Origin of the sequence: Methylobacterium guangdongense, assembly GCF_038442355.1 — a bacterium.
GTDB classification, from domain to species: Bacteria; Pseudomonadota; Alphaproteobacteria; order Rhizobiales; family Beijerinckiaceae; genus Methylobacterium; species Methylobacterium guangdongense.
Map to the genome: position 1 here is coordinate 713,353 of NZ_JBBXMX010000001.1, position 22,824 is coordinate 736,176.

The window sequence follows — 22,824 nt, forward strand, 5'->3', positions numbered from 1 at the left end:
GGACCCATTTCCGGCACGGACCATGACCGACACGATCCTGACGGCCCTGGCCCTGCTCGGTCTCGCCCTGGCCCTCCTTCCCGCCGTGCTGGCAGCGGTGAACCTCACGGTCCTGCGCCGGCCGAAGCCGGAGGCGGATCCCGGCCTCGTCTCGATCCTGATCCCGGCGCGCAACGAGGCCGGCAACATCGAAGCCACCGTCCGCGCGGCGCTCGCCAGCACGCTGGTGCCGGTCGAGGTGATCGTCGGCGACGACCATTCTACCGATGCGACCCCGGAGATCGTGCGCGCCATCGACGATCCGCGCCTGCGCCTCGTCGCCGTGCCGTCGCTGCCCGAGGGCTGGACGGGCAAGAACCACGCCTGCATCCACATGGCCGGCCTCGCCGGCGGGCGGCATCTCCTGTTCATCGACGCCGACGTACGCCTCGAACCCGACGCCGCCGCCGCCCTGTCGGCGCAGGCCCGACGCACCGGCGCCGCCCTGGTCAGCGGCGTGCCGCGGCAGGATCTCGGCACGCTTGGCGAGATGCTGACCGTCCCGATGATCGACTTCCTGCTCCTCGGCTACCTGCCGGTGCCGCTGATGCGCCATCTGCGCGATCCGTCGCTCGGGGCGGCTTGCGGGCAGCTCATCCTGATGGAGGCCGCGGCCTACGCGGCGACCGGCGGCCATGGCGCGATCCGCACCTCGCTGCACGACGGGGTCCGCCTGCCGCGCCTGTTCCGCGCGGCCGGCCACCGGACGGATCTCGTGGCCGCCACGGGTCTGGCGACCTGCCGGATGTATCGCGGCTTCGCGCAGGCTTGGGCCGGCTTCTCCAAGAACGCCCACGAGGGCATGGCGACGCTCCGGGCCCTGCCGGTCTGGACCCTGCTGCTCGGCGGCGGGCAGCTCCTGCCGCCGGTCCTCGTCCTGGCCGGCCTGCTCGGCCTGGTCCCGACCGCCGCCCTGATCCCGGCCGCCGTGGCCCTCGTCCTGTCGCTGGCGACGAGGGCGGCCATTACCCTGGCGGTCCGGGCGCCGCTGGCGACGATCCCGCTCCACCCGGCCGCCGTCGCGGTGGCGTTGGCGATCCAGTGGAACGTGCTGCTGCGCCGGGAGCGGGCCGGCGCTGCCACCTGGAAGGGTCGCAGCTATCCGGTGCGTCAAGCCTGAAGCAACCCGATCCGGGTCCCGCCGGGGATCGTCACGGCACGGGTTGACAGGGCGTGGTGCCGGCGCCATCCGGCTTCTTCTTCAGCACAACGATGAGCTGCACGGTCGGCACGTCGCCGACCTGCCGGGTCAGGTGACCGGCCCGGCCATCCGGCCCCTGGGGCTTCGAGCCCGAATCGGCGTTGAACTGGACCTCGCCGGGTCCCTGCTCCATCACGGTGCCGTCCGTGGCCTCCACCGACCAGCGGCCCGACAGGGTGATGACCCATTGCGGGCCGGGCGCGGCGTGCCAGGGCCCGACATAGCCGACCGGAAGGACCGCGTAGGCGATCGACGCCACATCGCCGGGCGGCGCGCCGACATATTGCGGCGGTGCGGGCGGTGCGTAGCTCTTGAAGGCGAAGTCTTTCAGGTCGCAATACTGAACGTGGCTGCGCCCCTGGGCGTCGGCATAGAGCACGCCGTAGCGGAGCGTGGGCGGATCGGCCGTGGCGAGACCCGCCGGACCGGACGGTGCCGGCACGATGGTCAGCGCCGGGGTGTCCCCGGCCGCCCAGGCGGGCCCGATCCCCGGGAGAAGCGCGATCAGGAGGGCCGCCGTGCGGGCTCCGCTGCTCGATGCCGCCATCGTTTCACGTTCCCATCCCGCCCGCCCCTGAGGCACGCAGGACAACGCGATCACCCGCGACGGCGCGGGCGGGTGCGCGCCCGCGCCGCACCGCGTCAGGCCGTGGACGGCGTCGCGTCCAGACCGGTCTCCGCCAGGATCCAGGCGACCGTGTCGGCATCCGCCCCGGCGACCGACAGGTGCAGGATGATCGGCGTGTCGTAGGGATGGAGCGCCTTCAGGGCGGCCGCCAGGGCGTCGGCCAGTCCCTCGCGGCTCTTGAGGAGGGCGGCGACTTCCTCGCCCCGCTCGATGGCGCCCTTCCAGCTGTAGACCGAACGCATGCCCGGCAGCACGTTGATGCAGGCAATCAGCCGTTCGCGCACCAGCGCCTCGCCGATGTTGAGGGCCGAGGCCGCATCGGGAAAGGTGGTGTAGACGAGGAGCGGACGCTCCATGCTATGCCTCCACGTCGCGCAGTCCAAAACGCGCAGTCCAAGTCACGCTGTCTCGGCGAGTGAGGGGCATGCGGGGCACCGACGTCAACCGGGCGGTTCGCTCGTCAGCACTGGAGCCGTGAGTGATGACGCCCGACCCGACCCCGATGCGCCCGCCCGGCCTTGGCTGATTCATGCCGAACACCAAAAAAATCGCCTTCGTGGCGAGCCCGACCGGCCACGCCCGCGAGGCCGCCGCCGCCCTGATGCGCCGCTACGACCACGTCCCGCCCGAGGAGGCGGATGTCGTAGTGGCGCTGGGCGGCGACGGGTTGATGCTGCAGGTGCTGCACCGGTTCATGGACAACCCGAAGCCGATCTACGGGATGAACCGCGGTACGGTCGGCTTCCTGATGAACGAGTTCCGGGACGACGACCTCCTGGAGCATCTGGACGCGGCGCATCGCAGCGTCATCCACCCGCTGGTGATGGATGTGCTGGACACCGAGGGCCGCTCGCACCGGGCCCGGGCGATCAACGAGGTCTACCTGCTGCGCCAGACGCATCAGACGGCCAAGCTGAAGATTGCCGTGGACGGGAACGTCCGGCTCGACCTGCTGATCGCCGACGGCGTGCTGGTCGCCACTGCCGCCGGCTCGACCGCCTACAACCTGTCGGTGGGCGGCCCGATCCTGCCGCTGGACGCGAAGCTCCTGGCCCTGACCCCGATCTCGGCCTTCCGGCCCCGGCGCTGGCGCGGCGCGCTCCTGCCGGATTACGCGAAGATCCGGATCGACGTGCTCGACGCGCCCCACCGCCCCGTGGCGGCCGTGGCCGACCACACCGAATTCCGCCGGGTCTGCACGGTGGAGACGTCGCTCGACCGCTCCACCGAACTGGTGCTGCTGCACGATCCCGGCCACAGCCTCGACGAGCGCATCCTGCGCGAGCAGTTCGGGTGAGCCTGCGGATCAGACTGGCCGCGGAGGCGGACCACGCGGCGATCGCCGGGATCATGCTGCCCATCATCCGCGCCGGGGAGACCTACGCCCTCGACCGCGACCTCGGTGAGGCAGACGCTCTCGCCTACTGGACAGGTCCGGACCGCGAGACCTACGTGGCCGAGCAGGATGGCGCAGTGCTCGGCACCTACTACCTGCGGGCCAATCAGGCGGGCGGTGGTGCCCATGTCGCCAATTGCGGCTTCATGACCGCCGCGGCGGCATCGGGCCGCGGGATCGCCCGGGCCATGGGGGCGCACGCCCTCAACCGGGCCCGGACCTGCGGCTTCGCGGCCATGCAGTTCAATTTCGTGGTGAGCACCAATGTCCGCGCCGTGCGGCTCTGGGAGAGCCTCGGCTTCGCAGTGGTCGGACGACTCCCGGGTGCCTTCCGGCATCCCGGCCTGGGATGGGTCGATGCCCTGGTGATGTTCCGGATGCTGTGAGATCCGGAACGGCCGAGACGCCCAACACCGCGGCCAGTTCAGGCTCGCGGCGCCGCCATGAGATCGCTCTCGCGGACCGCGCGCTCGCCGCCCTGCGTGCGGATGCGATAGCCCGGCTCGCCCGTCTGGTCCTCCGGCATCAGCCGCAGAACCTCGAAGATCTCATCGGTGCCCCTGTCACCGGGCAGACCGAGCCGGGGCCGGCAGACCCGCTGGCCGACCTTGAACTTGTGGGACATGGCGGGCTCCTGCGACGGGGGTGATGCGCCGGCGCCTCAGCGCTTCTTCTGGGCCTTCGCCTTGCGGGCGAGGTAGCGCGCATCGCGCTGCGCCTTCTGCTCGGCCTGCAGAGCCTTGGCGCGCTCCTGCGCGGCGAGTTGCTCGGCGTGCTTGCGCTCGATCTCGGCGAGGCGGTCGGCCTCGGCTTGAGCCGCCGCACGGGCGATCTCGGCCTGACGTTGGGCCTCGCGCTCGGCGGCGCGGGCCTCGCGGGCATCGACGACGGCGCGGCGGGCCGATTGCCGGGCGAGGACTTCCGGATCGTCGGCGGACGGGCGCGCCCGGAACCGGGCCAGCATCTCGGACCGCGCCTTGGCGGCCGTCTCAAGGCGATCAGCGACGCCCTGCTTGTTGGGAAAGCTCACAGACACTCCTGAATCGGACGCGGCGACGGCCGGCGTCCCGAGGGATTTTATATGCGAAGAAGCCGCTCTGGGGGGAGCGGCTTCGAAGACAGACGTTCGGCCGAAGATCAGGCCGTCTGGAGCTGGCCGGCGGACTGCTTGCCGCTGCGGCGGTCGGTTTCCAGCTCGTAGGAGACCTTCTGGCCCTCGGCCAGATTGCGCAGGCCGGCGCGCTCGACGGCGGAGATGTGGACGAACACGTCCTTGCCGCCGTCATCCGGCTGGATGAAGCCGTAGCCCTTGGTCTCGTTGAACCACTTGACGGTTCCGGTGCTCATGGAAGTCCTTGATCTTCGCAGGCATAGTGAGAGAAGGCATCAACCCATAAGGGCTAACGCCGGTATCGACCGATAGCGATAGGAAAGTCAGAACCGCCCTGCGAAGGCGTAACGGTCCAAGATATCCGGACACGTGCCGATCCCGTATTATTAGACCGCTCGCGGTTTCATGGCAAGCGCGGAGAAATATTTCTTGCGCTTGGCAGCCGTGTCGAGTGGGCATTCGAGGCTTGAAGACCGCGACAATCGCCCCAGGAGCGGTCGATTGAGCGGCGGCCGGCGGGACTTCTACGCAGCGGCCGAGCTTGAAACCTATGGTTAGGGATCGTCACTTGGCCCGCCTCGGCGCAGCCGGCTCAAGCCGGGCCGAGGCGCAGCACACCCTCGCCGCGGCGATGCCCCACGGCCGTCACCGCCACCTCGCGGGCGCGGCCGGACGCCACGAGGGCGGCCGCGACGGCCGCACCGAACGGCGCCACCACTTCGAGCCCATGGCCGATCACGTCACCCAAGGCGGTCAGACGGCGACCGGGCGCGAGCCGCATCAGCGCGTCCCGCTCCTCGGTGGTGATCGGCGCGACGCCGGTCGCGCCGGACAGGACGCGCTCGGGCGCCGACACGCCCGCCTGCCGCCAGAGGGCTTCGAGGCTCGCCGCGACGCTGCCCGCAGCGCGTCGGGTCCGGTCGCTCGCCACCGCGTCGAGGCGGGCGAGCGCGCGGGCGCCCCTTGCGGCGGCATGAGCCTCCGACTCGAGCATCAGGAAGGCCGCGCAGCTGCCGAGGATGAAGCCGCCGGCCTCGCCGCGTTGGAAGACCGGCCGGTATCCGTCCCGGGCGAGGAAGCCGCCCATCTCGTGGATCACCAGCACGTCGGGCCGCTCGGCGCTGTACGAGCCGCCGACCAGGATCGCGTCGATCTGGCCGGAAGCCACCCGCGCCTGGGCGATCCGCAGGGCGTCGACGCCGGCGGCCTCCTCACCCATGAAGGTCCGCGAGGCCCCCGTCACCCCGTGCACGATCGCGATGTTGCCGGCGAGCAGGTTCGAGAGCTGGGCCAGGAACAGGGTCGGACGCAGGTCGTTCTGCAGCCGCTCGTTCAGGTAGGCGCCCGGATCCTCGGCCTCGCGCAGGCCCGTCAAAATGGCGCCGTCGGCTGCGTAGTCGCGCTCGCCGCCGCCGGCCGCCACCACGAGGTGAAGCGCCTGCTTGAAGGCCGCGTCGTCCTTCACCCCCGCGGAATCCAGGGCGAGGCCCGCCGCGTAGACGCCGAGCCGCTGCCATGCCTCCATCTGGCGCTGGTCGCTGCGCTTGGGGATCTGGCCGTCCCAGGCGATCGCGGGGGCCGGATGGACCGGATAAGGCGCGAAGGTCTCGGTGTCGGTGCGGGGCGCTGCCCCCGCGTCGAGGGCCGCGAGGTGGGCGTCCACCCCCTCGCCCGCGCAGGAGACGAGGCCGAGGCCGGTGACGACGACGGGGCGGTTCACGGCTGCACCGGATCGGGGAACAGGCCGATCGCCCGGGCGCGGTCCCGCATGGGCCCGTCGAGCCCGTCCGGGAACGGCATGGTGCGGAAGCGCAGCTCCGCATCGCAGAGCGCCTTGCCGTCATGGCTGATCGCGGCCTTGGTCACCGCGTAGCCCGAGCCGTCATGCTCCAAACTCGCGGTCACGACGAGGTCCGCCCCCGGCCCGACGAAGGAGCGGAACCGCGCCTTGTCGACCCCGGTGAGGAACGGCATCCGGGTGAAGTCGAGATGGGCGAGCACGAGGTAGCCCGAGGCCTGCGCCATGGTCTCGGTCAGGAGCACGCCGGGCACCAGGGGATGGCCGGGGAAGTGCCCCTCGAAGACCGGGCTCTCCAGCGGCACCCGGGCGAGCGCCTCGATTCGTCCGGCGGCCCGGTCGAGGAGCCGCACGGAGTCGATCATCTCGAAATATTCGAGGCGCATGGCGGGACGATCAGCCGGCTTCGCGTCAGACCTTGGCGGCCTTCTCGGCCACCAAGCCGTCGATGCGCGCGCACAGGTTCTTGAGCACGAAATACTGCTCGGCCGGGACCTTGCCCTCGTTGACCTCCTGGGTCCAGCGCTCCAGCGGCAGCTTGATCCCGAAGGCCTTGTCGACCGCGAAGGCGATGTCGAGGAAGGCGAGGCTGTCGATGCCGAGGTCGTCGATGGCGTGACTCTCGGGGGTGATCTTCTCCCGCGGGATGTCGGCGGTTTCGGCGATGATGTCGGCCACGCGCTCGAAGGTGGCGCTGCCGTGTGCGGGCTCGTCGGACATGTCTTCTCGCGGGCTGGACGGATTCCGGATCGGTCGGGCGGGAAGCCCCCTTCGCCACCGGACAGTCCGGCACGCCCCGCGCGACCACCCTCAGCGTCTACGGGTCCCGATACGCGGCCCCGTGGGATGGCGGCGACCTCTACACGAGGGTGTCAGGGGCGGCAACCTTGGCGGGCTGACCGGCGTTTCAGCGGCGATCCACAGGCACGCGTCGCGGCGCCTGCGGGCAGCCGTTCCGCTTCCGTCCCCTCGGCCCTAGCTGAGGGGCGGGATGCCGGCCGCGTTCCGAGGAGACTGAGACGGATGCCACCGATCACCAAACCCCCGCGCCCGCCGGCGCGGATCGCGGAGGCGCCGCCGCTCCCGCCGCATGAGCGGGCCCGCTCGCAGGGGGCGGCGCGCGTCCTGCTGGTCCTGGCGCTCTCGGCCCTCGGCCTGTGGATCCTGCACCGGTTCCTGCCGGCGCTCGCCTGGGCGGTCGTCCTCGCGATCGCCCTGTTCCCGCTCTACAACCGGCTGGAGCGCCGCTTCCCGCCCGGCAAGCACAACCTCCTGCTGCCTTCGCTGATGACCGCGGCCGTGGCGCTGGTGTTCCTCGCCCCGCTCGCGATCCTGGGCGTCCAGGCGGCGCGGGAGGCCCACGACGTGGCCGAGTTCGTGCGCAACGCCGAGGCGAACGGCATCCCGGCCCCGGAATTCCTCCAGCATCTGCCCTACGGCGCCGCGCAGGCGACCGCATGGTGGAACGACAATCTCAACCACGCACAGGCGGGCACGGACCTCCTGCACCGATTCGAGAATCATTCGGTGATCGGCACCTCCCGCGATCTCGGGCGGGAGATCGTCCGGCGGATCGTGCTGTTCGGCTTCAGCCTCGTGGCCCTGTTCTTCCTGTTCCGGGACTGGCGCACGGTGCGGGACCAGTCGCTGACCGCCTGCCAGAAGCTGTTCGGGCCGCGGGGCGAGCGCGTCGCCCGCCAGATGGTGGCGTCGATCCACGGCACCGTGGACGGCCTCGTCCTCGTCGGCCTCGGCGAGGGCGTCCTGCTCGGGATCGTCTACTACTTCGCGGGCGTGCCGCACCCCGTGCTGCTCGGCGCCTTCACGGCGGTGGCCGCGATGATCCCGTTCGGCGCGGCGCTGGCCATCGCCATCGCGGCGCTGCTGCTGGTGGCGGCGGGCGCCACGAAGGCGGCCCTCGTGGTGGCGGCGGCCGGCCTCGTCGTCACCTTCGTGGCGGACCACTTCGTGCGCCCGGCCCTGATCGGCGGCACCACGAAGCTGCCGTTCCTGTGGGTGCTGCTCGGTATCCTCGGCGGCGTGGAGACCTTCGGGCTGCTCGGCCTGTTCGTCGGCCCGGCCGTCATGGCGGCCCTGGTGCTGCTGTGGCGGGAGTTCACCCAGGGCCACGACGAGAAGGCCTGAGCGGCCCTACTCGTCCGCGACGGCCGAGGCCTCGACCCGGCGCCGGTCCTTGCGCCAGTCGGCCGGCTTCTCGAAGGTGCCGGCCCAGATCCCGCGGCGGGTGGCCCAGGCATGGCCCTCCTGCGCGACATAGGCGGTGGTCAGGTGGCGGCTCGCCAGCGCGAAGCCTTGGGTCGCCATCCAGGCCGACAGGTCCTCCCCGTGGACGTGGCAGAGGCCGACGAGGCGGCCCGCGACGGCCGGCTCCCGCCGCTCGCAGGTCACGGGCGCGGCGCCGATCCGGGCGCGCAGGGCCCGCGCCGCGTCGCGGCCGCAGCGGTATTCGCGGCCCTTGGCGGTCTCGCAGCTCTGGGCGGTCTCGGGTGCATCGATGCCGTAGAGGTGGAGGCGGGTGCCCTGGACCTCGATCGTATCCCCGTCGATCACGGTCGCCGGGCCGCTGATCGTTCCTGCCGCGGCTGCGGGACCGCAGAGGAGGAGCAAGGCGAGCGTCGTTCTGATCATCACGAAACTGTCCACGGTGGCGGCGGGCGCGTGCCGGCAACAGGCCATCGGCCCGAGGTTGCCGGCACGCGCCTGACGAGGGGCCCACGCTCGCCGATCAATGTGGCGAATTTGACAAGACGCGGCTGCGTCCACCTCGGATCGGCCATGCGGCGCACGGGATTACCGGCGCGCGAACGCCCAGACGGTCACCGGAAAATCCTTCTCGTTGTGGAGCGGCTTGTACCAGCCGTAGCGCGGCCAGCGGCGGAAATTGGCGCGCACGCAGGCCCGGTTGCCCCACGAGGCGGTCTTGATGTTCTGCGCCTCGAAACCGCATTCCTGCAGGAGGTAGGACATGCCGGTCTCGGTCCAGCGCGAGCAGTCGATCGGACTGTCGTGCAGCCGGATCAGGAACGGCGTCGTCACGATGAAGGTGCCCCCGGGCTTGAGCATGGAGAAGACGTTCTTCCCCGCCCGCTGCGGCCACTTGAGGTGCTCGAACACCTGATCGGCGATGATGAGGTCGAACTTCCGGTCGAGCCGATCCTCGCAGATGTCGAAGGCCGGGTAATCGGCCGCCGTGTAGGACTTGAACTGGAACCGGCGCTTCCATTGCGGGCCGGCGGCGATCTCGAGGGTGTCCAGCGTGCCGGGCGAGAGGCTCTCGATGAACGAGAAGCACTCCCGATACATGACGACGCGGACCCAATCCGTGGTGTCGTAGCCGAATCTGTTGAGGAGCGACCGGACCCGATCCCGCCCCCCCATCAGACCGGACACCCTGTCGGCGACATCCACGTTGGCCATCCAATCACTCCAGTACCCTGAACCGGGCGCGGTCTTACCACGACCGATCAGGCGATGCCGCTATAACGCGAATATGAATTTCCGGGCCACGACAATGCGATGTGTGAGACTACCTTCATGTGAATCGACAGACGAAGTGCGTGAGCGGCAGGATGGGCAGTCGATGCTGAACGCGTCGTCCAGCGTCGACCTACGCGGACCGGAACCAACCCGACAGCAGCCCATGACTTGCTCGATGGGCAAAGGCGGCAATTTCTTTGATCAACAGTTTCGCGATGATGAGTAACGGCTATCGATCCTGATACGCCGCATCGTCTCAAGGACGGCCGCAGGGGACGTGCTTGATCCCGCGGCAGGCGATCCGCCGGTGGCAGCCAATACCTCCACCCCTGGGTGGTTTGAGCCGGACAGGCGTCGACACACGGACCCAGATGCGAGGAAACGCCTCGGCTCTGTGGTTTCGACCCTCAGAACGACGGTGCGCAAGAGGCGTGCCGCGTGCGCGTACGGTCCAACCGGAACGACCCCCGGCCCGCACCTAGCCGGGCCGCGGCTGGTCCAGCAGGGCCACCGCGCGCGGGTTGATGCGCCCGCGGATGATGTCGCGCAACCCGAGCAGGTTGCCGTAGAGCCTGCCGCGGCGATCGAGGTAGGGCTCTGGCGAGACGCTCCGCGTCACGTTCATCCCCATATTGCGGGCCATGAGGAACAGGGCGTGGCGCGGCTTCATGCTCCCCTTCCGGATCAGGTAGATCGGGTTGACGATCTGCGAGTATCCGAACTTCTTGCCCGGGGTCCGGCCCATCTTGATCCCGAGATGCACGCCCGAGATGGCGGACACGTCGACGATCTTGCCCGATCGGCTGAGCTGGTGCGAGAAATCAACATCCTCCAGCCAGCCGTAGAGGGGCAGATTCTCGTCGAACCGCACATCGCGCGCGTGTTCGAGGCGGATCGCCATGTTGCACCCGTAGCCGACGATCTTGTCCCGCACGGTCGCCGGGCGCGTGGGATCGGCCGGGGTCTCGTCGAGCATCCGGTTCGCCTCCGCGACCGGTATGCCGGGGCCGATGATCCCGTCCTGGATGATGTGGCCGTTGGCCAGCGCGATATCGGGCCGCGCCCGCATGATCGTCTCGATGGCGTCGAGATACTGGTGGTGGACGAAGAAATCGTCGTCGATGATCAGCAGGATGCCGCTTTCGTCCTTCAGCAGGTCGAGCATCGCGTTCCGCTGCGAGCAGGAGCCCTTCGTCGCCCGGATGTGGGTCAGGTCGAGCGAGCGGTCGAAGTCCGGCGTCTGGTAATCCTCATCGTCCGGCGTGCAGAGGATGACCCTGTCGGGGCGCCGGACCTGCTGGCTGAGATGCGCGAGCGTATCGCTCAGGATTCCCTTCCGACCAGCGCTCGGAATGCCGACGAACAGGCGGGTCATCACGCGTCTCTCTCTCAAGCCTCACGCCACGAGGCCGACGGGCCTCGACGCGGCGTGCGGCACGATGATCATCGCCCTTCCGGCAATCCCCGCCCCGAAGAGCAGACGATTTGAAAGTGTCGTGCGCGGGTCTGGAGCCTCTTGCCCGGCGGGAGAACAAGTCCCGGCGCGCAGGAGATCGAGTCTCCAGCAGTCTTCGGTCCGCGCGACGGGGAAGGGCTTACGGCATGGCCCGGATTTATCAAGCCGCGAATCGTGCGGAGGCCCATGCTCATCCGAGCCCCGCAAACGGCCGGCCGGCACGTCCGCGCGCGGTCGCTCACATCGAGAGACGCTTGAACACGGGCTCCGGCACGCTCCGGATCACCGTCATGATCAGCCGCCAGATCGGCCGGACGTAGATCACGTCCCGCCCCTTGGTGACGGCGGTGAAGATCGCGTTCCCGACCTCGCTCGGCTGCGCGGTCAGCGCGGGCGGAAGCTTCATGCCGGCCGTCATGGCGGTCGCCACGAAGCCCGGCTTGACGGTGACCACGGTCACGCCCTTCTTGAACAGGCGGTTGCGCAGCCCGGCCAGGAAGGCGGTGAACCCCGCCTTGGCCGAGCCGTAGACGAAATTGGATTGCCGTCCGCGGTCGCCCGCGACGGAGCTGATGCCCACGATGCAGCCGCTGCCGCGCGTGCCCATCCGCCGGGCGGCGGCCAGGAGATAGCAGGCCGGCCCCGTGTAGTTGGCCGCCATGACGGCGTTCGCGGCGTCGAGATCCGCTTCGCTCTGCGCTTGATCGCCCAGCAGGCCCACCACCATGACGACCACGTCCGGCAGCGCGGACAGCCCGTCGAAGAAGCGCTCGGCTCCGCCATCCGTGGCGTCGAACTCCACGGCCTCGGCCGCGACCTTGTAGCGGATGCGCAGATCCGCGAGATCGTCGGCCAGAGCCTCGGCGCGCCGGGCCGCGAGGGTCACCGAGGCGCCGCTCTCGGCGAATCGCCGGGCGACGGCCCGCCCGATATCCGAACGCGCGCCGAGGATGAGGACGGACTTTGGCGTCACGCTAGATCTCCAGGCGATCGGACAGGGCCGATCGAAAACGTCCGTCGAGGCCGTAGCGGCGCCGGACGGCATGGAACTGCTCCAGCCGGGGATAGCCGGCGCGCAGCATCGGCGCGCGCATCCGCGCGTCCTTGGCGAGGTAGAGCCGGCCGCCGGCCTCGGCGACGATCCGGTCGAGCCGGTCGAGGAGCGCGAAGGTCTCGGCATTGGCCGGGAAGTCGAGGGCGAGGGTATAGCCCTCGCGCGGGAACGAGAGATAGCCGAACGATTCGCGCCCGAGCCGCTTGAGCACCGCCAGGAACGAGGCCTGTCCGACCCGGGCGATCTCGGTCAGCAGGGCCGTCAGCCCGTCGCGGCTCGTCTCCAGGGGCAGCACGCACTGGTACTGCACGAAGCCGTGGCGCCCGTAGATCCGGTTCCAGTCCTGGATGGCGTCGAGCGGGTAGAAGTAGGGGTCGATGTCGACCACCTTCCGGCCCGGCTTCTGCAGCCGGTAATAGACCTGATTGAACAGCGACACCGAGAGCCGGTTGAGCGCCACGGTGGGGAAGTCGACCGGCACGCGCTTGCCCCGGGGCGCCGGCCGCGCGAAGGGCGTGGCCCGCTCGGCCGGGTCGAGATCCTGCGGCTCGGCATGCTCGCCGAAGATGATGACGGACCGGCCGAGATTCGCGCCGGAGGCGAGGCAATCGATCCAGGCGACCGAGTAGGTATGCGCAGCGCCGGCCTCGAAGATGTCGATCGCGGCGGCGAGATCGGGGGCGCGCACCGTTTCCTGGCGGATCTTCGACGAGCGCACCGGGATCAGCCGGAACGTGACGGTCAGGAGGGTACCGGTCAGCCCCATCCCGCCGCAGGTGGCGGCGAAGAGATCCGCGTTCTCCGCCTGCGAGCAGGTGAGGATGGTGCCGTCGCCGAGCGCGAGGCGGACCGAGAGGACGTGGTCGCAGAACGAGCCGGCGCCGTGATGGTTCTTGCCGTGAACGTCCGACGCCACCATGCCGCCGACGGTCACGAACTTGGTGCCGGGCGTCACCGGCGGGAACCAGCCGCGGGGCGTGAACACCGCCACGATCTCGCTCAGCAGCGCGCCGGCCTCGCAGGTCAGCTCCCCCGTCGCCTCGTCGAAGGCGATGAGCCGGCCGAGCCGGCGCATGTCGACGGTCAGGCCCGGGCCGAAGCTGGCATCGCCGTAGGACCGGCCGTTGCCGCGGGCGATGAGCGGCCGGGCCGGCGCGCGCGCGACCGCGGCGGCGGCGGGGTCGGTCGGCGCCGCGACGTCGCAGTCGCGCCGCGGGTAGCGTCCCCACCCGGTGAGCGGGACGCGCGTGCGGTCGGGTTCAGGCACGGCCAAGACCTCGATTCGGGGAACCCGGGGTTTCAGATGGAGATCGCCAGCACGGCCGCAACGCAGGCCCCGGTCGCGAGGCTGATGCGATCGGTGAGCGCGTACACGACCGGATCGCTGTGGAGCTGGTCCCGGTTCGAGAGCAGGAACATGCGGCTGATCCAGTAGATGAGCAGGGGGCAGATCAGCCAGAGCCGGTTGGGATGCGTGTACAGCGCCGCCACGTCCGGGCTCGACATGTAGAGCGCGAAGACGAAGACCGAGCCGTAGCCGGCCGCCGCGCCGAACGGGAACAGGACGCGCAGATCCTCCGCCGCGTAGCCGCGGCCGGCGAGCTTCTTCGTCTCGCCCGGCCGGCCCTCGCCCGGAAGGCTGGCCGTGAGTTCGGAGCAGCGCTTCACGATCGCGAGGCTGGTGAACAGGAACAGCGAGAACATCAGCAGCCAGGGCGTCTGCGGCAGGCCCAGGGCGGCGACGCCGCCGAAGACGCGGATCGCGTAGAGGCCGCCCAGCACCACGATGTCGATCATCATCCGGCGCTTCAGGTAGAACGAGTAGGCGAGCGTCAGAACGAGGTAGATCAGCAGCGCGAGGCTGAACTTCGCCGGCAGCCCGAACGAGAGCACGAAGGCCCCGACCGCGAGGATCGCCGCCAGGACGACCCCGTACAGCACCGGCACCGCGCCCGACGCGAAGGGCCGCCGGGACTTGCGCGGATGGATCCGGTCGGCCGGCAGGTCGAGCAGGTCGTTGATCAGGTAGGCGCTCGACGCCGCCATGCAGAAGCAGACGAAGGCGAGGAGCGACGCGAAGGTGCTCGCCGCATCGAAATGGTGGCCGGTGACCAGTCCCACGAAGACCAGGGCGTTCTTCGCCCATTGGTGCGGCCGCAGCGCCAGGACCACGTCGCGGGGCTGGACCCGGGTCTCCGTGACGATGCGGGCCCCCGGGAAAGCCGCCAGCACCTTCTGCGAGAAATCGCCGCCGTGCGCCACCGCCAGCACGTTGCGCGACGCCCGCCAGACCGGGAAATCGACCGGGGCATCCCCGACATAGTCGAAGCCCTTCTCGCCGAACGCCGCCACGAGGCGCCGGGCCTTCGCGTCGCCGGCCAGATTGACGCCCCCCTCGGTCGAGAACACCCCGGCGATCCCGCCGACCCGCTCGGCCAGGGCCTCGACGAGGCGTCGGTCGGAGGCGGAGGCGATGTAGACCGGGCGCCCTTCCGCCTGCGCGGTCCGGATCAGCGCCACGGTCTCCTCGCGCAGCGGGATCGTGGCGATACTCGGGTCGGCGCGCTCGGAGAGGCGCTGCTTCAGCTCGGCCTTGCCTTGGGTGAACAGCCAATGCGGCAGCCGCCAGGCCTCGAGGGGGAAGCGGGCCAGGAACTGGAGCGCCGACTCGTAGAGAAGATCGCTCTTGATCAGCGTGCCGTCGACATCGACCACGAGCGGGACGTCGCTCGTGCCCGCATCCCGGATCGCGGCGCTCGCGACGCTCATGCGGGCACTCTCAACAAGTGGTGTCCTACTGTTATAGAGGTCACTTCCTACAATCTTCCCGCCGAGTTAGTGGAAAATTGGATGGCCGTACGACGGAAAATACGTGAACTTGGCAGACCAAGAATGTCAAGGCTCGGACGGGCGGCGAGACCGGCCATAGCGCCCGGCGATGCGCGCGGTAACAACTGAGAGAACCTCGCCACGGCCTTGGTTAACCGCGCGGCGGGCGGGACACAGCCAATTCTATACACGTTCTAACCGCTTCTGGTCGCATCGGTAACGATAATGCCTTGAAACATAATTTAATATCGGTGTTCCGACCCGACGGGCGTCCTTGCTGATTGGGGGTATATTCGTTAGAGGTCCCGCGGGTTGCGACTTGTATCGAGAGATTTTCGCGAATGAGACGTGTCTTGATCACGGGCGGTGCGGGCCTCGTCGGTCAGAATCTCATACCGCGCTTCAAGGCGCGCGGTTTCACCGACATCGTGGTGATCGACAAGGCGGCCGCGAACGCGGCGATCCTGAAGGAGCACCATCCCGACGTGGACGTGATCGTGGCGGACCTCGCCGTCGATGACGGCTGGCAGGACAAGCTCGCCGGGCTCGACGCCCTGGTCCACGCGCATGCCCAGATCGGCGGGCTCGTGTCGGAGGAGTTCGTCCGCAACAACATCACGGCCAGCGAGCGCGTCATGGCGGCCGCCAAGGCCCATGCCGTCCCCTACCTCGTCAACATCTCCTCGTCGGTCGTGAACTCGCTGGCGGTCGACGATTACACCGAGACCAAGAAGGCGCAGGAGGCCCTGGTCCTGGCCACCGGCATCCCGCAGATCGTGCTGCGGCCGACGCTGATGTTCGGCTGGTTCGACCGCAAGCATGTCGGCTGGCTCGCCCGCTTCATGGAGAAGATGCCGGTCTTCCCGATCCCCGGCTCGGGCCGCTACCTGCGTCAGCCGCTCTATGTCGGCGATTTCTGCAACGTCATCGTCGCCGCGGTGGAACGGCGGATGACCGGAGCCTACAACATCACCGGCCAGGAGCGGATCGACTACATCGACCTCGTCCGGGAGATGAAGCGGGCGACCCGGGCGCGCACCCAGATCGTGCGCATCCCCTACCAACTGTTCGCGCTTCTGCTGCGCGTCTACGGGCTGTTCAGCAAGAACCCGCCGTTCACCGAGAAGCAGCTCAAGGCCCTGTCGACCCCCGACGTGTTCGAGGTGATCGACTGGCCGAAGATCTTCGGCGTGCGGGCGACGCCGCTGGCGAGCGCGTTCGACGAGACGTTCCGTCACCCGGTCTATTCCAAGATCGCGCTGCAATTCTGAGGGCCCGATGATGCACCTTCGCTGCTTCCTCGCGCGGGAGCCCGGCTGATGGCGCGCCTGATCGTGATCGGCGCCGGGGCGATGGGCCTCGCCGCCGCCTACCATGCCGCCAAGGCGGGCCATCAGGTCGAGGTGCTCGAAGCCGGCCCGGAGCCCGGCGGCATGGCCGCGCATTTCGACTTCGACGGCGTGTCGATCGAGCGGTTCTACCACTTCGTCTGCAAGACGGACGAGCCGACCTTCAAGCTGCTGGACGAGATCGGCCTCGGCGGCTCGATGCGCTGGCGCAAGACCACGATGGGCTATTTCTCGGGGGGCAAGCTGCACCCCTGGGGCGACCCGATCTCGCTGCTGCGCTACCCGAACGTCAGCCTGATGGCGCGCCTGCGCTACGGCCTGCTGGCCTTCGTGTCGACCAAGCGCGAGCGCTGGGACGCGCTGGAGACGCAGAGCGCCAAGGAGTGGATCACCCGCTGGTCGGGCCGGGAAGTCTACGAGAAGCTCTGGCGGCCCCTGTTCGATCTCAAGTTCTACGAATACGCCGACAACGTCTCGGCCGCCTGGATCTGGACGCGGGTGAAGCGGATCGGCCGCTCGCGCAAGTCCATGTTCGACGAGCAGCTCGGCTATATCGAGGGCGGCAGCCAGACCCTGGTCGACCGACTGGTCGAGCGCATCGCGGCGATGGGCGGATCCGTGCGCCTGTCGACCCCAGCCAAGCGCGTCGTGACCGAGGGCGGCCGGGTGACGGGGGTCGAGGCCTCGGACGGCTTCCATCCCGCCGATGCCGTCATCTCGACGATGCCGACGCCGTTCGTCTCGGCGACGGTGCCGGACCTGCCGGCGGACTGGAAGGCCAAGTACGACGCGATCAACAACATCGGCGTCTGCTGCCTGCTGTTCAAACTGAAGAAGCCGGTCACGCCCCACTTCTGGGTCAATATCTCGGAGCCGGACGTGGCCATCCCCGGCCTGATCGAGTTCTCGAACCTCCGGCCGATCCCGAACGGCGAGTCGATCGTGTTCGTGCCCTACTACATGCCGGTCACGAATCCGAAATTCTCCTGGGACGACGACCGGCTGCTCGACGAGGCCTTCTCGTATATCCGCCGCGTCAACCCCGCGATCGGTCCGCAGGACGTGCTCGCCCGCAAGGTCGCGCGGCTGCGCTACGCCCAGCCGATCTGCGAGCCGGGCTTTGCCGCCAAGCTGCCGCCGGTCCAGACCCCGATCAAGGGCCTCCAGATCGCCGACACCTGCTTCTACTATCCCGAGGATCGCGGGATCTCGGAGAGCGTCCGGCTCGCCGAGGAGATGGCCGCCCGGATCCCGGCATGAGCGCGGCGACGGAAGGCGGCGAGGGGCGGCAGCTCGCGAGCTTCGTGGTCACCGGCGGCATCGCGGCGCTCGCCAATCTGGCGACCCGCTGGGCGTTGAGCTTCGCGATGGTCTACGAACTCGCGGTCACGCTGGCCTACCTCGTCGGCCTGACCACGGCGTTCGTGCTCGCGCGGCGCTACGTCTTCGCCTCGACCGGCAGCTGGATCGGCGAATACGGCCGGTTCGCCCTGGTCAACGTGTTCAGCTTCCTGATGGTGCTCGGGGTCAGCGTCGGGCTGGCGCGGGTGGTCTTCCCCCGGATCGGCTTCACGTGGCATGCCGAGGATGTCGCCCACCTGATCGGCGTCGCGAGCCCGATCCTGCTCAGCTTCTACGCCCACAAGTACTTCTCGTTCGGCAAGCGGGCACAGCGGGCCTGAACGGAGCCGGCGGGATCCGATTCGGGCCCCGGGCAGGGAGAAGCCGCGCCGGTATCACAGATCGATCCCGACCTCCCAACCGGACCTGGTATCGGCGTTCGCGACGAAGGCCGACTGCGCGCGTCTCCCCACCCTTTTTGCGGGCGACCGGATTTGCAATCGGTTCAGGATCGACCGCGGGTCCCCTCTCCCGAGTGGGAGCGGGACAGGGTGAGGGAGGAGAACGGGTCGGAAAAGGCGCGACCTGTCGGCGCCGCAAGGGTTCGCTCTGTCCTGAGCGTTCTCGTCCCTCACCCCAACCCTCTCCCGCACGGGAGTGGGGGCCGGTCGCGCTCTGTCGCGAACGTCGATGCCCGACCCGGATGTGCGATCATCTGAGCCTTTGCCGGGGAAGGAGCCGGTCGCAGCCCGCCAGCCATTCCACGTGATACCGGTTCGGCAGCCGCATTCATCGCCCGTAAGCGGCATCATTCCGCCGGGACGCCGCCCCGTTCCAGCAGCTGGGCCCGCGCCACGGAGGCGCTCCTCTCGCTCTCGGTGACAGCCATCGACACGCCGGCACACATGAAGAACAACAGGCCGAGGTCGACGAACGGCGAGCCGATCGAACCCAGGACCACCTGGGTGACGCAGGCCAGCCGGATGCTCTTCTGGAAGCTCTGCGTCCGCGCATCGCCGACGGGACGGGCGAGCAGGAACAGGAGCACGAACGCGAAATACGTGACCGTTCCGATGACCCCGAGGCTCGCCAGCACCGCGAGCGGCCAGCTGGATGTCCGGGTGCTGCCGACGCCGACCCCCAGCCCGTTCGTCTCGAAGAGATTCTGCAGCCCCTGGTAGTTCCAGGAGCTTCGCTCGACGCCGGAATCAGAGGTCAGCTTCTCCGAGAACGCCGCCTGGTAGATGCTCTGGACCGCATTCCACACCGATTCCTGCAGCGCGCCGGCCATCACGATGAAGGCGACGACGAAGGGACCGAGGAACAGGAACAGCGTCGCGTTGCGCGTCGATCGCCGGTTGATGACGAGGCTGTACAGGCAGGTCAGGTACTCGATCGTCGCGACGATGGCCAAGCCGGCATAGGCCGTCGTCGAGGTCGAGGCGATGACCGCGATGAGCGATACGGCGGCGGCCAGACCCGCGCGCCGGGTATACACCTCCTCCAGCCACATCTTGCCCGTGAAGGTGAACAGGAACAGCGAGGCCGACCCATAGGTGGAGGCTTCGGAGAAGGAACCCACGACCCTCTTGAAGCCGGCCATCTCGACCTCGACGAGCATGGTGTAGCCCGCGTTCCTGAGGAACGACAGGAGCTCGCCGGTTCCGGTGAGATAGGTCGCGACGTCGATCAGCCCGAACGCGAAATTGGCGAAGGCGCAGACGACGGCCGCCGAGCAGAGAACCGCGAGGCTGCGCGAGCCCAGCTCCTTGGAGCAGGCGTAGAAGGCGACGTAGGCCAGCAGATCCGAGGCGAAGTACAGGCTCTGCGTGACATTTCCGGTCGTGGGGACCAGGGGCACGAGGGCGATCCGGACACCATCACCCAGACGCGCGATCGAGTAGACGTTGGTGCTGCCCGCGAACAGGCGGGTGATCAGCACGGCCCCGGCCAGGGCGTACAGCACCGTGATCAGGAGCCAGAAGCCGGGCCGTGGGAAGCTGAGGGACGAGAGGCCGTCGGCGAGGCGGTAGGGATTCGTGCCGACCTTCAGCAGCACGAAGGCGAGCATGAGATGGGCCGGCTGCAGACTGGCCCCGCCCAGGGCCGTCAGGATGGCGGCCGCGGATGCCCCCAGCAGCGTGCTGAGAAAGACCATGTAGACCGAAAAACCGGGGCTGCGCCCCAAGCTGATGAGCCCGATGAGGAAGGCGACGACTCCGATCAGCTCGATCTGCATGCTGCCTCAACGCGAACGCCGCCCTGTCCCAGCCCGACGCGCAGCCTCAGACGGCCATACCGACCCGCCTGTGGATAAAAGTCCAGCGGGCGCCTTCCGATAGACATTCACGTTTCCAGGACCCGACTTCGTTATCATGGGCCGAGATTGCCTGTGAAGCGAACAGTCTTCGGCGCCCCGTCATCGGTGAAGCCGGCGACTACCGAGCCGCCCATGCGCCGAACGAACGAAGAGCCTGCGGCATGGGGCGGTCCGAGGAGGCGGTGCAGCCGGCCCCGTCCGGCTCCCCGGGACGATCGGGCGATGTGTCACCTTAATGCCCCAACCTTGGTACATTCCGACTCTGCCGGCCGGTCGGCGGAAGCCAAAGCAACGAATTTGCGCTAAGCGTGACCGTGGGGCGGGCTTGATCGAATACCAACGGACCGCCTCACCTTGGCTGTTTTCGTCGCACATATTCGGATCGGAAAAGGCCGGAAGGGCTTGCTCATCGTGACACGACGTCCGCCAGCGACTCGCTCCACGTTCCGCGTGATCGGAATGATGGCGTCCGGGCTCGCGATCTCGGTTGCGGCTCCCGCCGCCGCCGAGACGTTGGAGAGCGCCCTCGCGAAGGCCTATCAGGGCAACCCGTCCCTCAATGCCAGCCGCGCCGGAGTGCGCGCGATCGATGAGAACGTGGCGATCGCCCAATCCGGGTATCGGCCGCAGGTCAATGTCGGCGCCTCGATCGGCGTGCAGTACCTCCAGACCCGCAGTGCCAGCACGACGGAGGCCGCCGCCGGCGCTGCGGCGACCGGCGCGACGACGGCGACCACCGGCACCGCGCTGGGAGGAACATCGACGGGAACCACCGGGATCGGAACCTCGACGGGAACCACCGGGATCGGGACGTCGACCGGTACGTCCGGCATCGGGACCACCACCAGCGGGACGACGGCATCGGGAACCGGTGGAGCGGGCGGCGTCGGCGGCGCGTCTTCGACGGCGACCACGGCGCAAGCCATCACGTCGAACCGGACGGTCCGGACGACCTATCTTCCGACCACGGCGAGCCTGACGGTTTCGCAGACGATCTTCAACGGCTTCCAGACCGACAACCTGACGCGGCGCGCCGAATCGAACGTCTTCAGCCAGCGCGAGACCCTGCGCTTCACCGAGCTGACGGTGCTCTACGCCGCCGTTCAGGCCTACATGAACGTCCTAAGCAACACCGCCACGCTCGAGCTGAACCGGAACAACGTCGAGGTTCTGGAGGAGCAGCTCCGGCAGACCCGGGACCGCTTCAACGTCGGCGAGGTGACCCGCACGGACGTGGCCCAGGCCGAGGCCCGCCTCGCCGGCGCGCGCTCGCAGGTCAGCGCGGCCGAATCGGCCCTGCGCACCAGCATCGGCGTCTATCGGCAGAACATCGGCGTCGAGCCGCGCCAGCTCGCGCCCGGCCGCCCGCTGGACCGGTTCGTACCGGCCTCGCTCGATGCCGCCATCGCCATCGGCCTGCGCGAGCATCCGCAGATCGTGTCGGCCATCCACGCCGTCGACGCGGCGGAGGCGCAGGTCAAGGTTCTTGAGGGCCAGCTCGCCCCGAACCTGAGCCTGCAGGGCTCGCTGAGCCAGATCTACGATCAGACCGGCCCGAACCAATCCTACTTCGTCGGCTTCGTCGGCGGCCGTCTCAATATCCCGATCTACGAGGGCGGCCAGACCTACGCGCAGATCCGGCAGGCCAAGGAGACGGTCGGCCAGACCCGCATCCAGGTCGATCAGGTCCGCGATCAGGTTCGTGCGCAGATCGTCGATTTCTGGGGCCGGCTCGAAGCCGCCAAGGCGCAGGTCATCGCCGCCCAGGCGCAGGTCCAGGCCAACGAGGTGGCGCTGAACGGCGTGCGCGAGGAAGCCCGGGTCGGGCAGCGCACCACCCTCGACGTGCTGAACGCGCAGCAGGAACTCCTGAACTCGCGCGTCAACCTGATCCTGGCCCAGCGCGACCGCGTGATCTTCTCCTACGGGGTGGTTCAGGCGATCGGACAGCTGACGGCCCGGTTCACCGCCCTGCCGGTCGAGTACTACAGCGCCAAGGTCCACTACGATCAGGTCAAGGACCTGTGGTTCGGCCTGCGCACCCCGGACGGGCGCTGAGGCCTTTTCCACGGGGAGTGTGGTGAAAGCACGCTTGCCGCAGCGAAACGGCATGGAATACTGATTGAACATCGATCCGATCGGATCGCGTTCCAGTCTCCCATGCCGAGTGCGCCTGCCGATGAGTGCAGCTAGCCCCAAGATCCCGGACACGAAACTCCAGGACAAGGCTGCCGATAAGGCGCAGGAACCTTCGATGGAAGAGATCCTCGCCTCGATCCGGCGGATCATCGCCGACGATCAGGCGACCAAGCCCGCCGAAGCCTTACCCGAGCCGGAGCCCGACGACGTGCTCGACCTCGCCGAGGTCGCCCAGCCGGTGGCGCGCCCCCGTGCCGTCGTGCCGGAGCCCGAGCCGGAGCCGGAGCCGCTCGATTTCGACGCGATCGACTTCGACGCGCCCGCCTTCGAGGCGGAGCCCGCGCCGGTCGCGGTTGCGCCCCCGCCGCCCTCCCCGAAACCGGCAGCAGCGGCGCCACAGCCGGCCGTTCAGGCCGCGCGGCCGCGCGAGCCGGAGCCCGAGCCGGAGTCCCTGGTCTCGGCGGCCACCGATGCCAGCGTCAGCGGCGCCTTCAACCTGCTCGCCCACACGGTCCTGACCCAGAACGCCCGGACCCTCGAGGATCTCGTCAAGGAGATGCTCCGGCCGATGCTGAAATCCTGGCTCGACGACAACCTCCCGGCCGTGGTCGAGCGGCTGGTGCGCGCCGAGATCGAGCGGGTCTCGCGCGGCCGCTGAGCCGCTT

At 69.0% G+C, this 22,824-nt stretch carries 24 protein-coding genes; 9 read left to right on the forward strand and 15 right to left on the reverse strand.

Translation table 11 applies throughout. The annotated features are described in order from the left end of the window. Window positions 1-22: 22 nt before the first annotated feature. Window positions 23-1,159 (forward strand): glycosyltransferase family 2 protein, encoded by a 1,137-nt coding sequence (locus AAHG09_RS03440; RefSeq protein ID WP_342105364.1) that lies wholly within the window; start codon window positions 23-25, stop codon window positions 1,157-1,159. A 31-nt stretch (window positions 1,160-1,190) separates the two neighbouring features. Here the strand turns inward: AAHG09_RS03440 and AAHG09_RS03445 are convergent, their stop codons facing one another. Together AAHG09_RS03445 and cutA are read right to left on the reverse strand one after the other, a co-directional pair. After that, the gene (locus tag AAHG09_RS03445) at window positions 1,191-1,787 is read right to left on the reverse strand and encodes a cupin domain-containing protein (protein ID WP_342105366.1); all 597 of its coding nucleotides are present in this window, start codon (window positions 1,785-1,787) and stop codon (window positions 1,191-1,193) included. Between the two features lie 95 nt (window positions 1,788-1,882). Then, the gene (cutA, locus tag AAHG09_RS03450; RefSeq protein WP_342105367.1) at window positions 1,883-2,224 is read right to left on the reverse strand and encodes a divalent-cation tolerance protein CutA; all 342 of its coding nucleotides are present in this window, start codon (window positions 2,222-2,224) and stop codon (window positions 1,883-1,885) included. Window positions 2,225-2,397: 173 nt separating this feature from the next. Here cutA and AAHG09_RS03455 point away from each other — a divergent pair, with 173 nt between their 5' ends. Further along, complete coding sequence (locus tag AAHG09_RS03455) at window positions 2,398-3,165, forward strand: NAD kinase (protein ID WP_342105368.1); 768 nt, start codon at window positions 2,398-2,400, stop codon at window positions 3,163-3,165. 2 nt (window positions 3,166-3,167) lie between these two features. Beyond that, the gene (locus AAHG09_RS03460; protein WP_342105477.1) at window positions 3,168-3,650 is read left to right on the forward strand and encodes a GNAT family N-acetyltransferase; all 483 of its coding nucleotides are present in this window, start codon (window positions 3,168-3,170) and stop codon (window positions 3,648-3,650) included. A gap of 38 nt (window positions 3,651-3,688) precedes the next feature. On the opposite strand, the gene AAHG09_RS03465 is transcribed toward AAHG09_RS03460, so the two are convergent. The 6 genes from AAHG09_RS03465 to AAHG09_RS03490 all read right to left on the reverse strand — a co-directional run bounded on the left by AAHG09_RS03465 (window position 3,689) and on the right by AAHG09_RS03490 (window position 6,893). Next, on the reverse strand, window positions 3,689-3,889 hold the full coding sequence (locus AAHG09_RS03465) for a hypothetical protein (protein WP_342105370.1): 201 nt from the start codon (window positions 3,887-3,889) through the stop codon (window positions 3,689-3,691). 36 nt (window positions 3,890-3,925) lie between these two features. After that, on the reverse strand, window positions 3,926-4,294 hold the full coding sequence (locus tag AAHG09_RS03470) for a DUF6481 family protein (RefSeq protein ID WP_342105371.1): 369 nt from the start codon (window positions 4,292-4,294) through the stop codon (window positions 3,926-3,928). Window positions 4,295-4,401: 107 nt separating this feature from the next. Beyond that, window positions 4,402-4,611 (reverse strand): cold-shock protein, encoded by a 210-nt coding sequence (locus AAHG09_RS03475; RefSeq protein WP_091715064.1) that lies wholly within the window; start codon window positions 4,609-4,611, stop codon window positions 4,402-4,404. Window positions 4,612-4,967: 356 nt separating this feature from the next. Next, the gene (locus AAHG09_RS03480; protein ID WP_342105372.1) at window positions 4,968-6,095 is read right to left on the reverse strand and encodes a beta-ketoacyl-ACP synthase; all 1,128 of its coding nucleotides are present in this window, start codon (window positions 6,093-6,095) and stop codon (window positions 4,968-4,970) included. Further along, complete coding sequence (locus AAHG09_RS03485) at window positions 6,092-6,559, reverse strand: 3-hydroxyacyl-ACP dehydratase FabZ family protein (RefSeq protein WP_342105373.1); 468 nt, start codon at window positions 6,557-6,559, stop codon at window positions 6,092-6,094. Before AAHG09_RS03485 ends, AAHG09_RS03480 begins: the two co-directional genes overlap by 4 nt. A gap of 25 nt (window positions 6,560-6,584) precedes the next feature. After that, complete coding sequence (locus tag AAHG09_RS03490) at window positions 6,585-6,893, reverse strand: acyl carrier protein (protein WP_168427441.1); 309 nt, start codon at window positions 6,891-6,893, stop codon at window positions 6,585-6,587. A 303-nt stretch (window positions 6,894-7,196) separates the two neighbouring features. Between AAHG09_RS03490 and AAHG09_RS03495 the strand changes: the two genes are divergently transcribed. Continuing rightward, entirely contained in the window at window positions 7,197-8,318 is a 1,122-nt protein-coding gene (locus AAHG09_RS03495) for an AI-2E family transporter (protein ID WP_342105375.1), read from the forward strand. 6 nt (window positions 8,319-8,324) lie between these two features. On the opposite strand, the gene AAHG09_RS03500 is transcribed toward AAHG09_RS03495, so the two are convergent. The 6 genes from AAHG09_RS03500 to AAHG09_RS03525 form a co-directional block, all read right to left on the reverse strand. Beyond that, window positions 8,325-8,822, reverse strand: coding sequence for a thermonuclease family protein (locus AAHG09_RS03500; protein ID WP_342105376.1), 498 nt, complete (start codon window positions 8,820-8,822; stop codon window positions 8,325-8,327). 162 nt (window positions 8,823-8,984) lie between these two features. After that, entirely contained in the window at window positions 8,985-9,611 is a 627-nt protein-coding gene (locus tag AAHG09_RS03505; protein ID WP_342105377.1) for a class I SAM-dependent methyltransferase, read from the reverse strand. A 538-nt stretch (window positions 9,612-10,149) separates the two neighbouring features. Continuing rightward, the gene (locus tag AAHG09_RS03510) at window positions 10,150-11,046 is read right to left on the reverse strand and encodes a glycosyltransferase family 2 protein (protein WP_342105378.1); all 897 of its coding nucleotides are present in this window, start codon (window positions 11,044-11,046) and stop codon (window positions 10,150-10,152) included. 319 nt (window positions 11,047-11,365) lie between these two features. Further along, window positions 11,366-12,100 (reverse strand): SDR family oxidoreductase, encoded by a 735-nt coding sequence (locus tag AAHG09_RS03515; RefSeq protein WP_342105379.1) that lies wholly within the window; start codon window positions 12,098-12,100, stop codon window positions 11,366-11,368. Window position 12,101: 1 nt separating this feature from the next. Next, a complete protein-coding gene (locus AAHG09_RS03520; RefSeq protein WP_342105380.1) occupies window positions 12,102-13,448 on the reverse strand; it encodes an FAD-binding oxidoreductase in 1,347 nt (448 codons plus the stop codon). Between the two features lie 32 nt (window positions 13,449-13,480). After that, entirely contained in the window at window positions 13,481-14,950 is a 1,470-nt protein-coding gene (locus AAHG09_RS03525; protein WP_342105381.1) for a UbiA family prenyltransferase, read from the reverse strand. A gap of 401 nt (window positions 14,951-15,351) precedes the next feature. Between AAHG09_RS03525 and AAHG09_RS03530 the strand changes: the two genes are divergently transcribed. The 3 genes from AAHG09_RS03530 to AAHG09_RS03540 are packed head-to-tail and all read left to right on the forward strand — an operon-like array spanning window position 15,352 to window position 18,041. After that, window positions 15,352-16,281: an NAD-dependent epimerase/dehydratase family protein gene (locus tag AAHG09_RS03530; RefSeq protein WP_342105382.1), complete on the forward strand. Its 930-nt coding sequence runs from the start codon at window positions 15,352-15,354 to the stop codon at window positions 16,279-16,281. A gap of 48 nt (window positions 16,282-16,329) precedes the next feature. Beyond that, entirely contained in the window at window positions 16,330-17,619 is a 1,290-nt protein-coding gene (locus tag AAHG09_RS03535; RefSeq protein ID WP_342105383.1) for an NAD(P)/FAD-dependent oxidoreductase, read from the forward strand. After that, window positions 17,616-18,041 carry a GtrA family protein gene (locus AAHG09_RS03540; RefSeq protein ID WP_342105384.1) on the forward strand — a complete coding sequence of 142 codons (426 nt, stop codon included), beginning with the start codon at window positions 17,616-17,618 and terminating at the stop codon, window positions 18,039-18,041. The genes AAHG09_RS03535 and AAHG09_RS03540 overlap by 4 nt, the downstream gene beginning before the upstream one ends. Before the next feature lie 467 nt (window positions 18,042-18,508). Here AAHG09_RS03540 and AAHG09_RS03545 read toward each other — a convergent pair whose 3' ends face one another. Beyond that, a complete protein-coding gene (locus AAHG09_RS03545) occupies window positions 18,509-19,939 on the reverse strand; it encodes a hypothetical protein (RefSeq protein WP_342105385.1) in 1,431 nt (476 codons plus the stop codon). Between the two features lie 543 nt (window positions 19,940-20,482). On the opposite strand from AAHG09_RS03545, the gene AAHG09_RS03550 reads away from it, so the two are divergent. Beyond that, a complete protein-coding gene (locus AAHG09_RS03550) occupies window positions 20,483-22,078 on the forward strand; it encodes a TolC family outer membrane protein (protein ID WP_342105479.1) in 1,596 nt (531 codons plus the stop codon). Window positions 22,079-22,274: 196 nt separating this feature from the next. Continuing rightward, entirely contained in the window at window positions 22,275-22,817 is a 543-nt protein-coding gene (locus tag AAHG09_RS03555; protein WP_342105386.1) for a PopZ family protein, read from the forward strand. The last annotated feature ends 7 nt before the right edge of the window (window positions 22,818-22,824 follow it).

Excerpts from the sequence above, each read along its gene's own strand:
- AAHG09_RS03440 (WP_342105364.1), top strand. The coding sequence starts at position 23 with ATGACCGACACGATCCTGACGGCCCTGGCCCTGCTCGGTCTCGCCCTG.
- AAHG09_RS03445 (WP_342105366.1), bottom strand. The coding sequence starts at position 1,787 with ATGGCGGCATCGAGCAGCGGAGCCCGCACGGCGGCCCTCCTGATCGCG.
- cutA (WP_342105367.1), bottom strand. The coding sequence starts at position 2,224 with ATGGAGCGTCCGCTCCTCGTCTACACCACCTTTCCCGATGCGGCCTCG.
- AAHG09_RS03455 (WP_342105368.1), top strand. The coding sequence starts at position 2,398 with ATGCCGAACACCAAAAAAATCGCCTTCGTGGCGAGCCCGACCGGCCAC.
- AAHG09_RS03465 (WP_342105370.1), bottom strand. The coding sequence starts at position 3,889 with ATGTCCCACAAGTTCAAGGTCGGCCAGCGGGTCTGCCGGCCCCGGCTC.
- AAHG09_RS03475 (WP_091715064.1), bottom strand. The coding sequence starts at position 4,611 with ATGAGCACCGGAACCGTCAAGTGGTTCAACGAGACCAAGGGCTACGGC.
- AAHG09_RS03485 (WP_342105373.1), bottom strand. The coding sequence starts at position 6,559 with ATGCGCCTCGAATATTTCGAGATGATCGACTCCGTGCGGCTCCTCGAC.
- AAHG09_RS03490 (WP_168427441.1), bottom strand. The coding sequence starts at position 6,893 with ATGTCCGACGAGCCCGCACACGGCAGCGCCACCTTCGAGCGCGTGGCC.
- AAHG09_RS03495 (WP_342105375.1), top strand. The coding sequence starts at position 7,197 with ATGCCACCGATCACCAAACCCCCGCGCCCGCCGGCGCGGATCGCGGAG.
- AAHG09_RS03500 (WP_342105376.1), bottom strand. The coding sequence starts at position 8,822 with ATGATCAGAACGACGCTCGCCTTGCTCCTCCTCTGCGGTCCCGCAGCC.
- AAHG09_RS03505 (WP_342105377.1), bottom strand. The coding sequence starts at position 9,611 with ATGGCCAACGTGGATGTCGCCGACAGGGTGTCCGGTCTGATGGGGGGG.
- AAHG09_RS03510 (WP_342105378.1), bottom strand. The coding sequence starts at position 11,046 with ATGACCCGCCTGTTCGTCGGCATTCCGAGCGCTGGTCGGAAGGGAATC.
- AAHG09_RS03525 (WP_342105381.1), bottom strand. The coding sequence starts at position 14,950 with ATGAGCGTCGCGAGCGCCGCGATCCGGGATGCGGGCACGAGCGACGTC.
- AAHG09_RS03530 (WP_342105382.1), top strand. The coding sequence starts at position 15,352 with ATGAGACGTGTCTTGATCACGGGCGGTGCGGGCCTCGTCGGTCAGAAT.
- AAHG09_RS03535 (WP_342105383.1), top strand. The coding sequence starts at position 16,330 with ATGGCGCGCCTGATCGTGATCGGCGCCGGGGCGATGGGCCTCGCCGCC.
- AAHG09_RS03540 (WP_342105384.1), top strand. The coding sequence starts at position 17,616 with ATGAGCGCGGCGACGGAAGGCGGCGAGGGGCGGCAGCTCGCGAGCTTC.
- AAHG09_RS03545 (WP_342105385.1), bottom strand. The coding sequence starts at position 19,939 with ATGCAGATCGAGCTGATCGGAGTCGTCGCCTTCCTCATCGGGCTCATC.
- AAHG09_RS03550 (WP_342105479.1), top strand. The coding sequence starts at position 20,483 with ATGGCGTCCGGGCTCGCGATCTCGGTTGCGGCTCCCGCCGCCGCCGAG.
- AAHG09_RS03555 (WP_342105386.1), top strand. The coding sequence starts at position 22,275 with ATGGAAGAGATCCTCGCCTCGATCCGGCGGATCATCGCCGACGATCAG.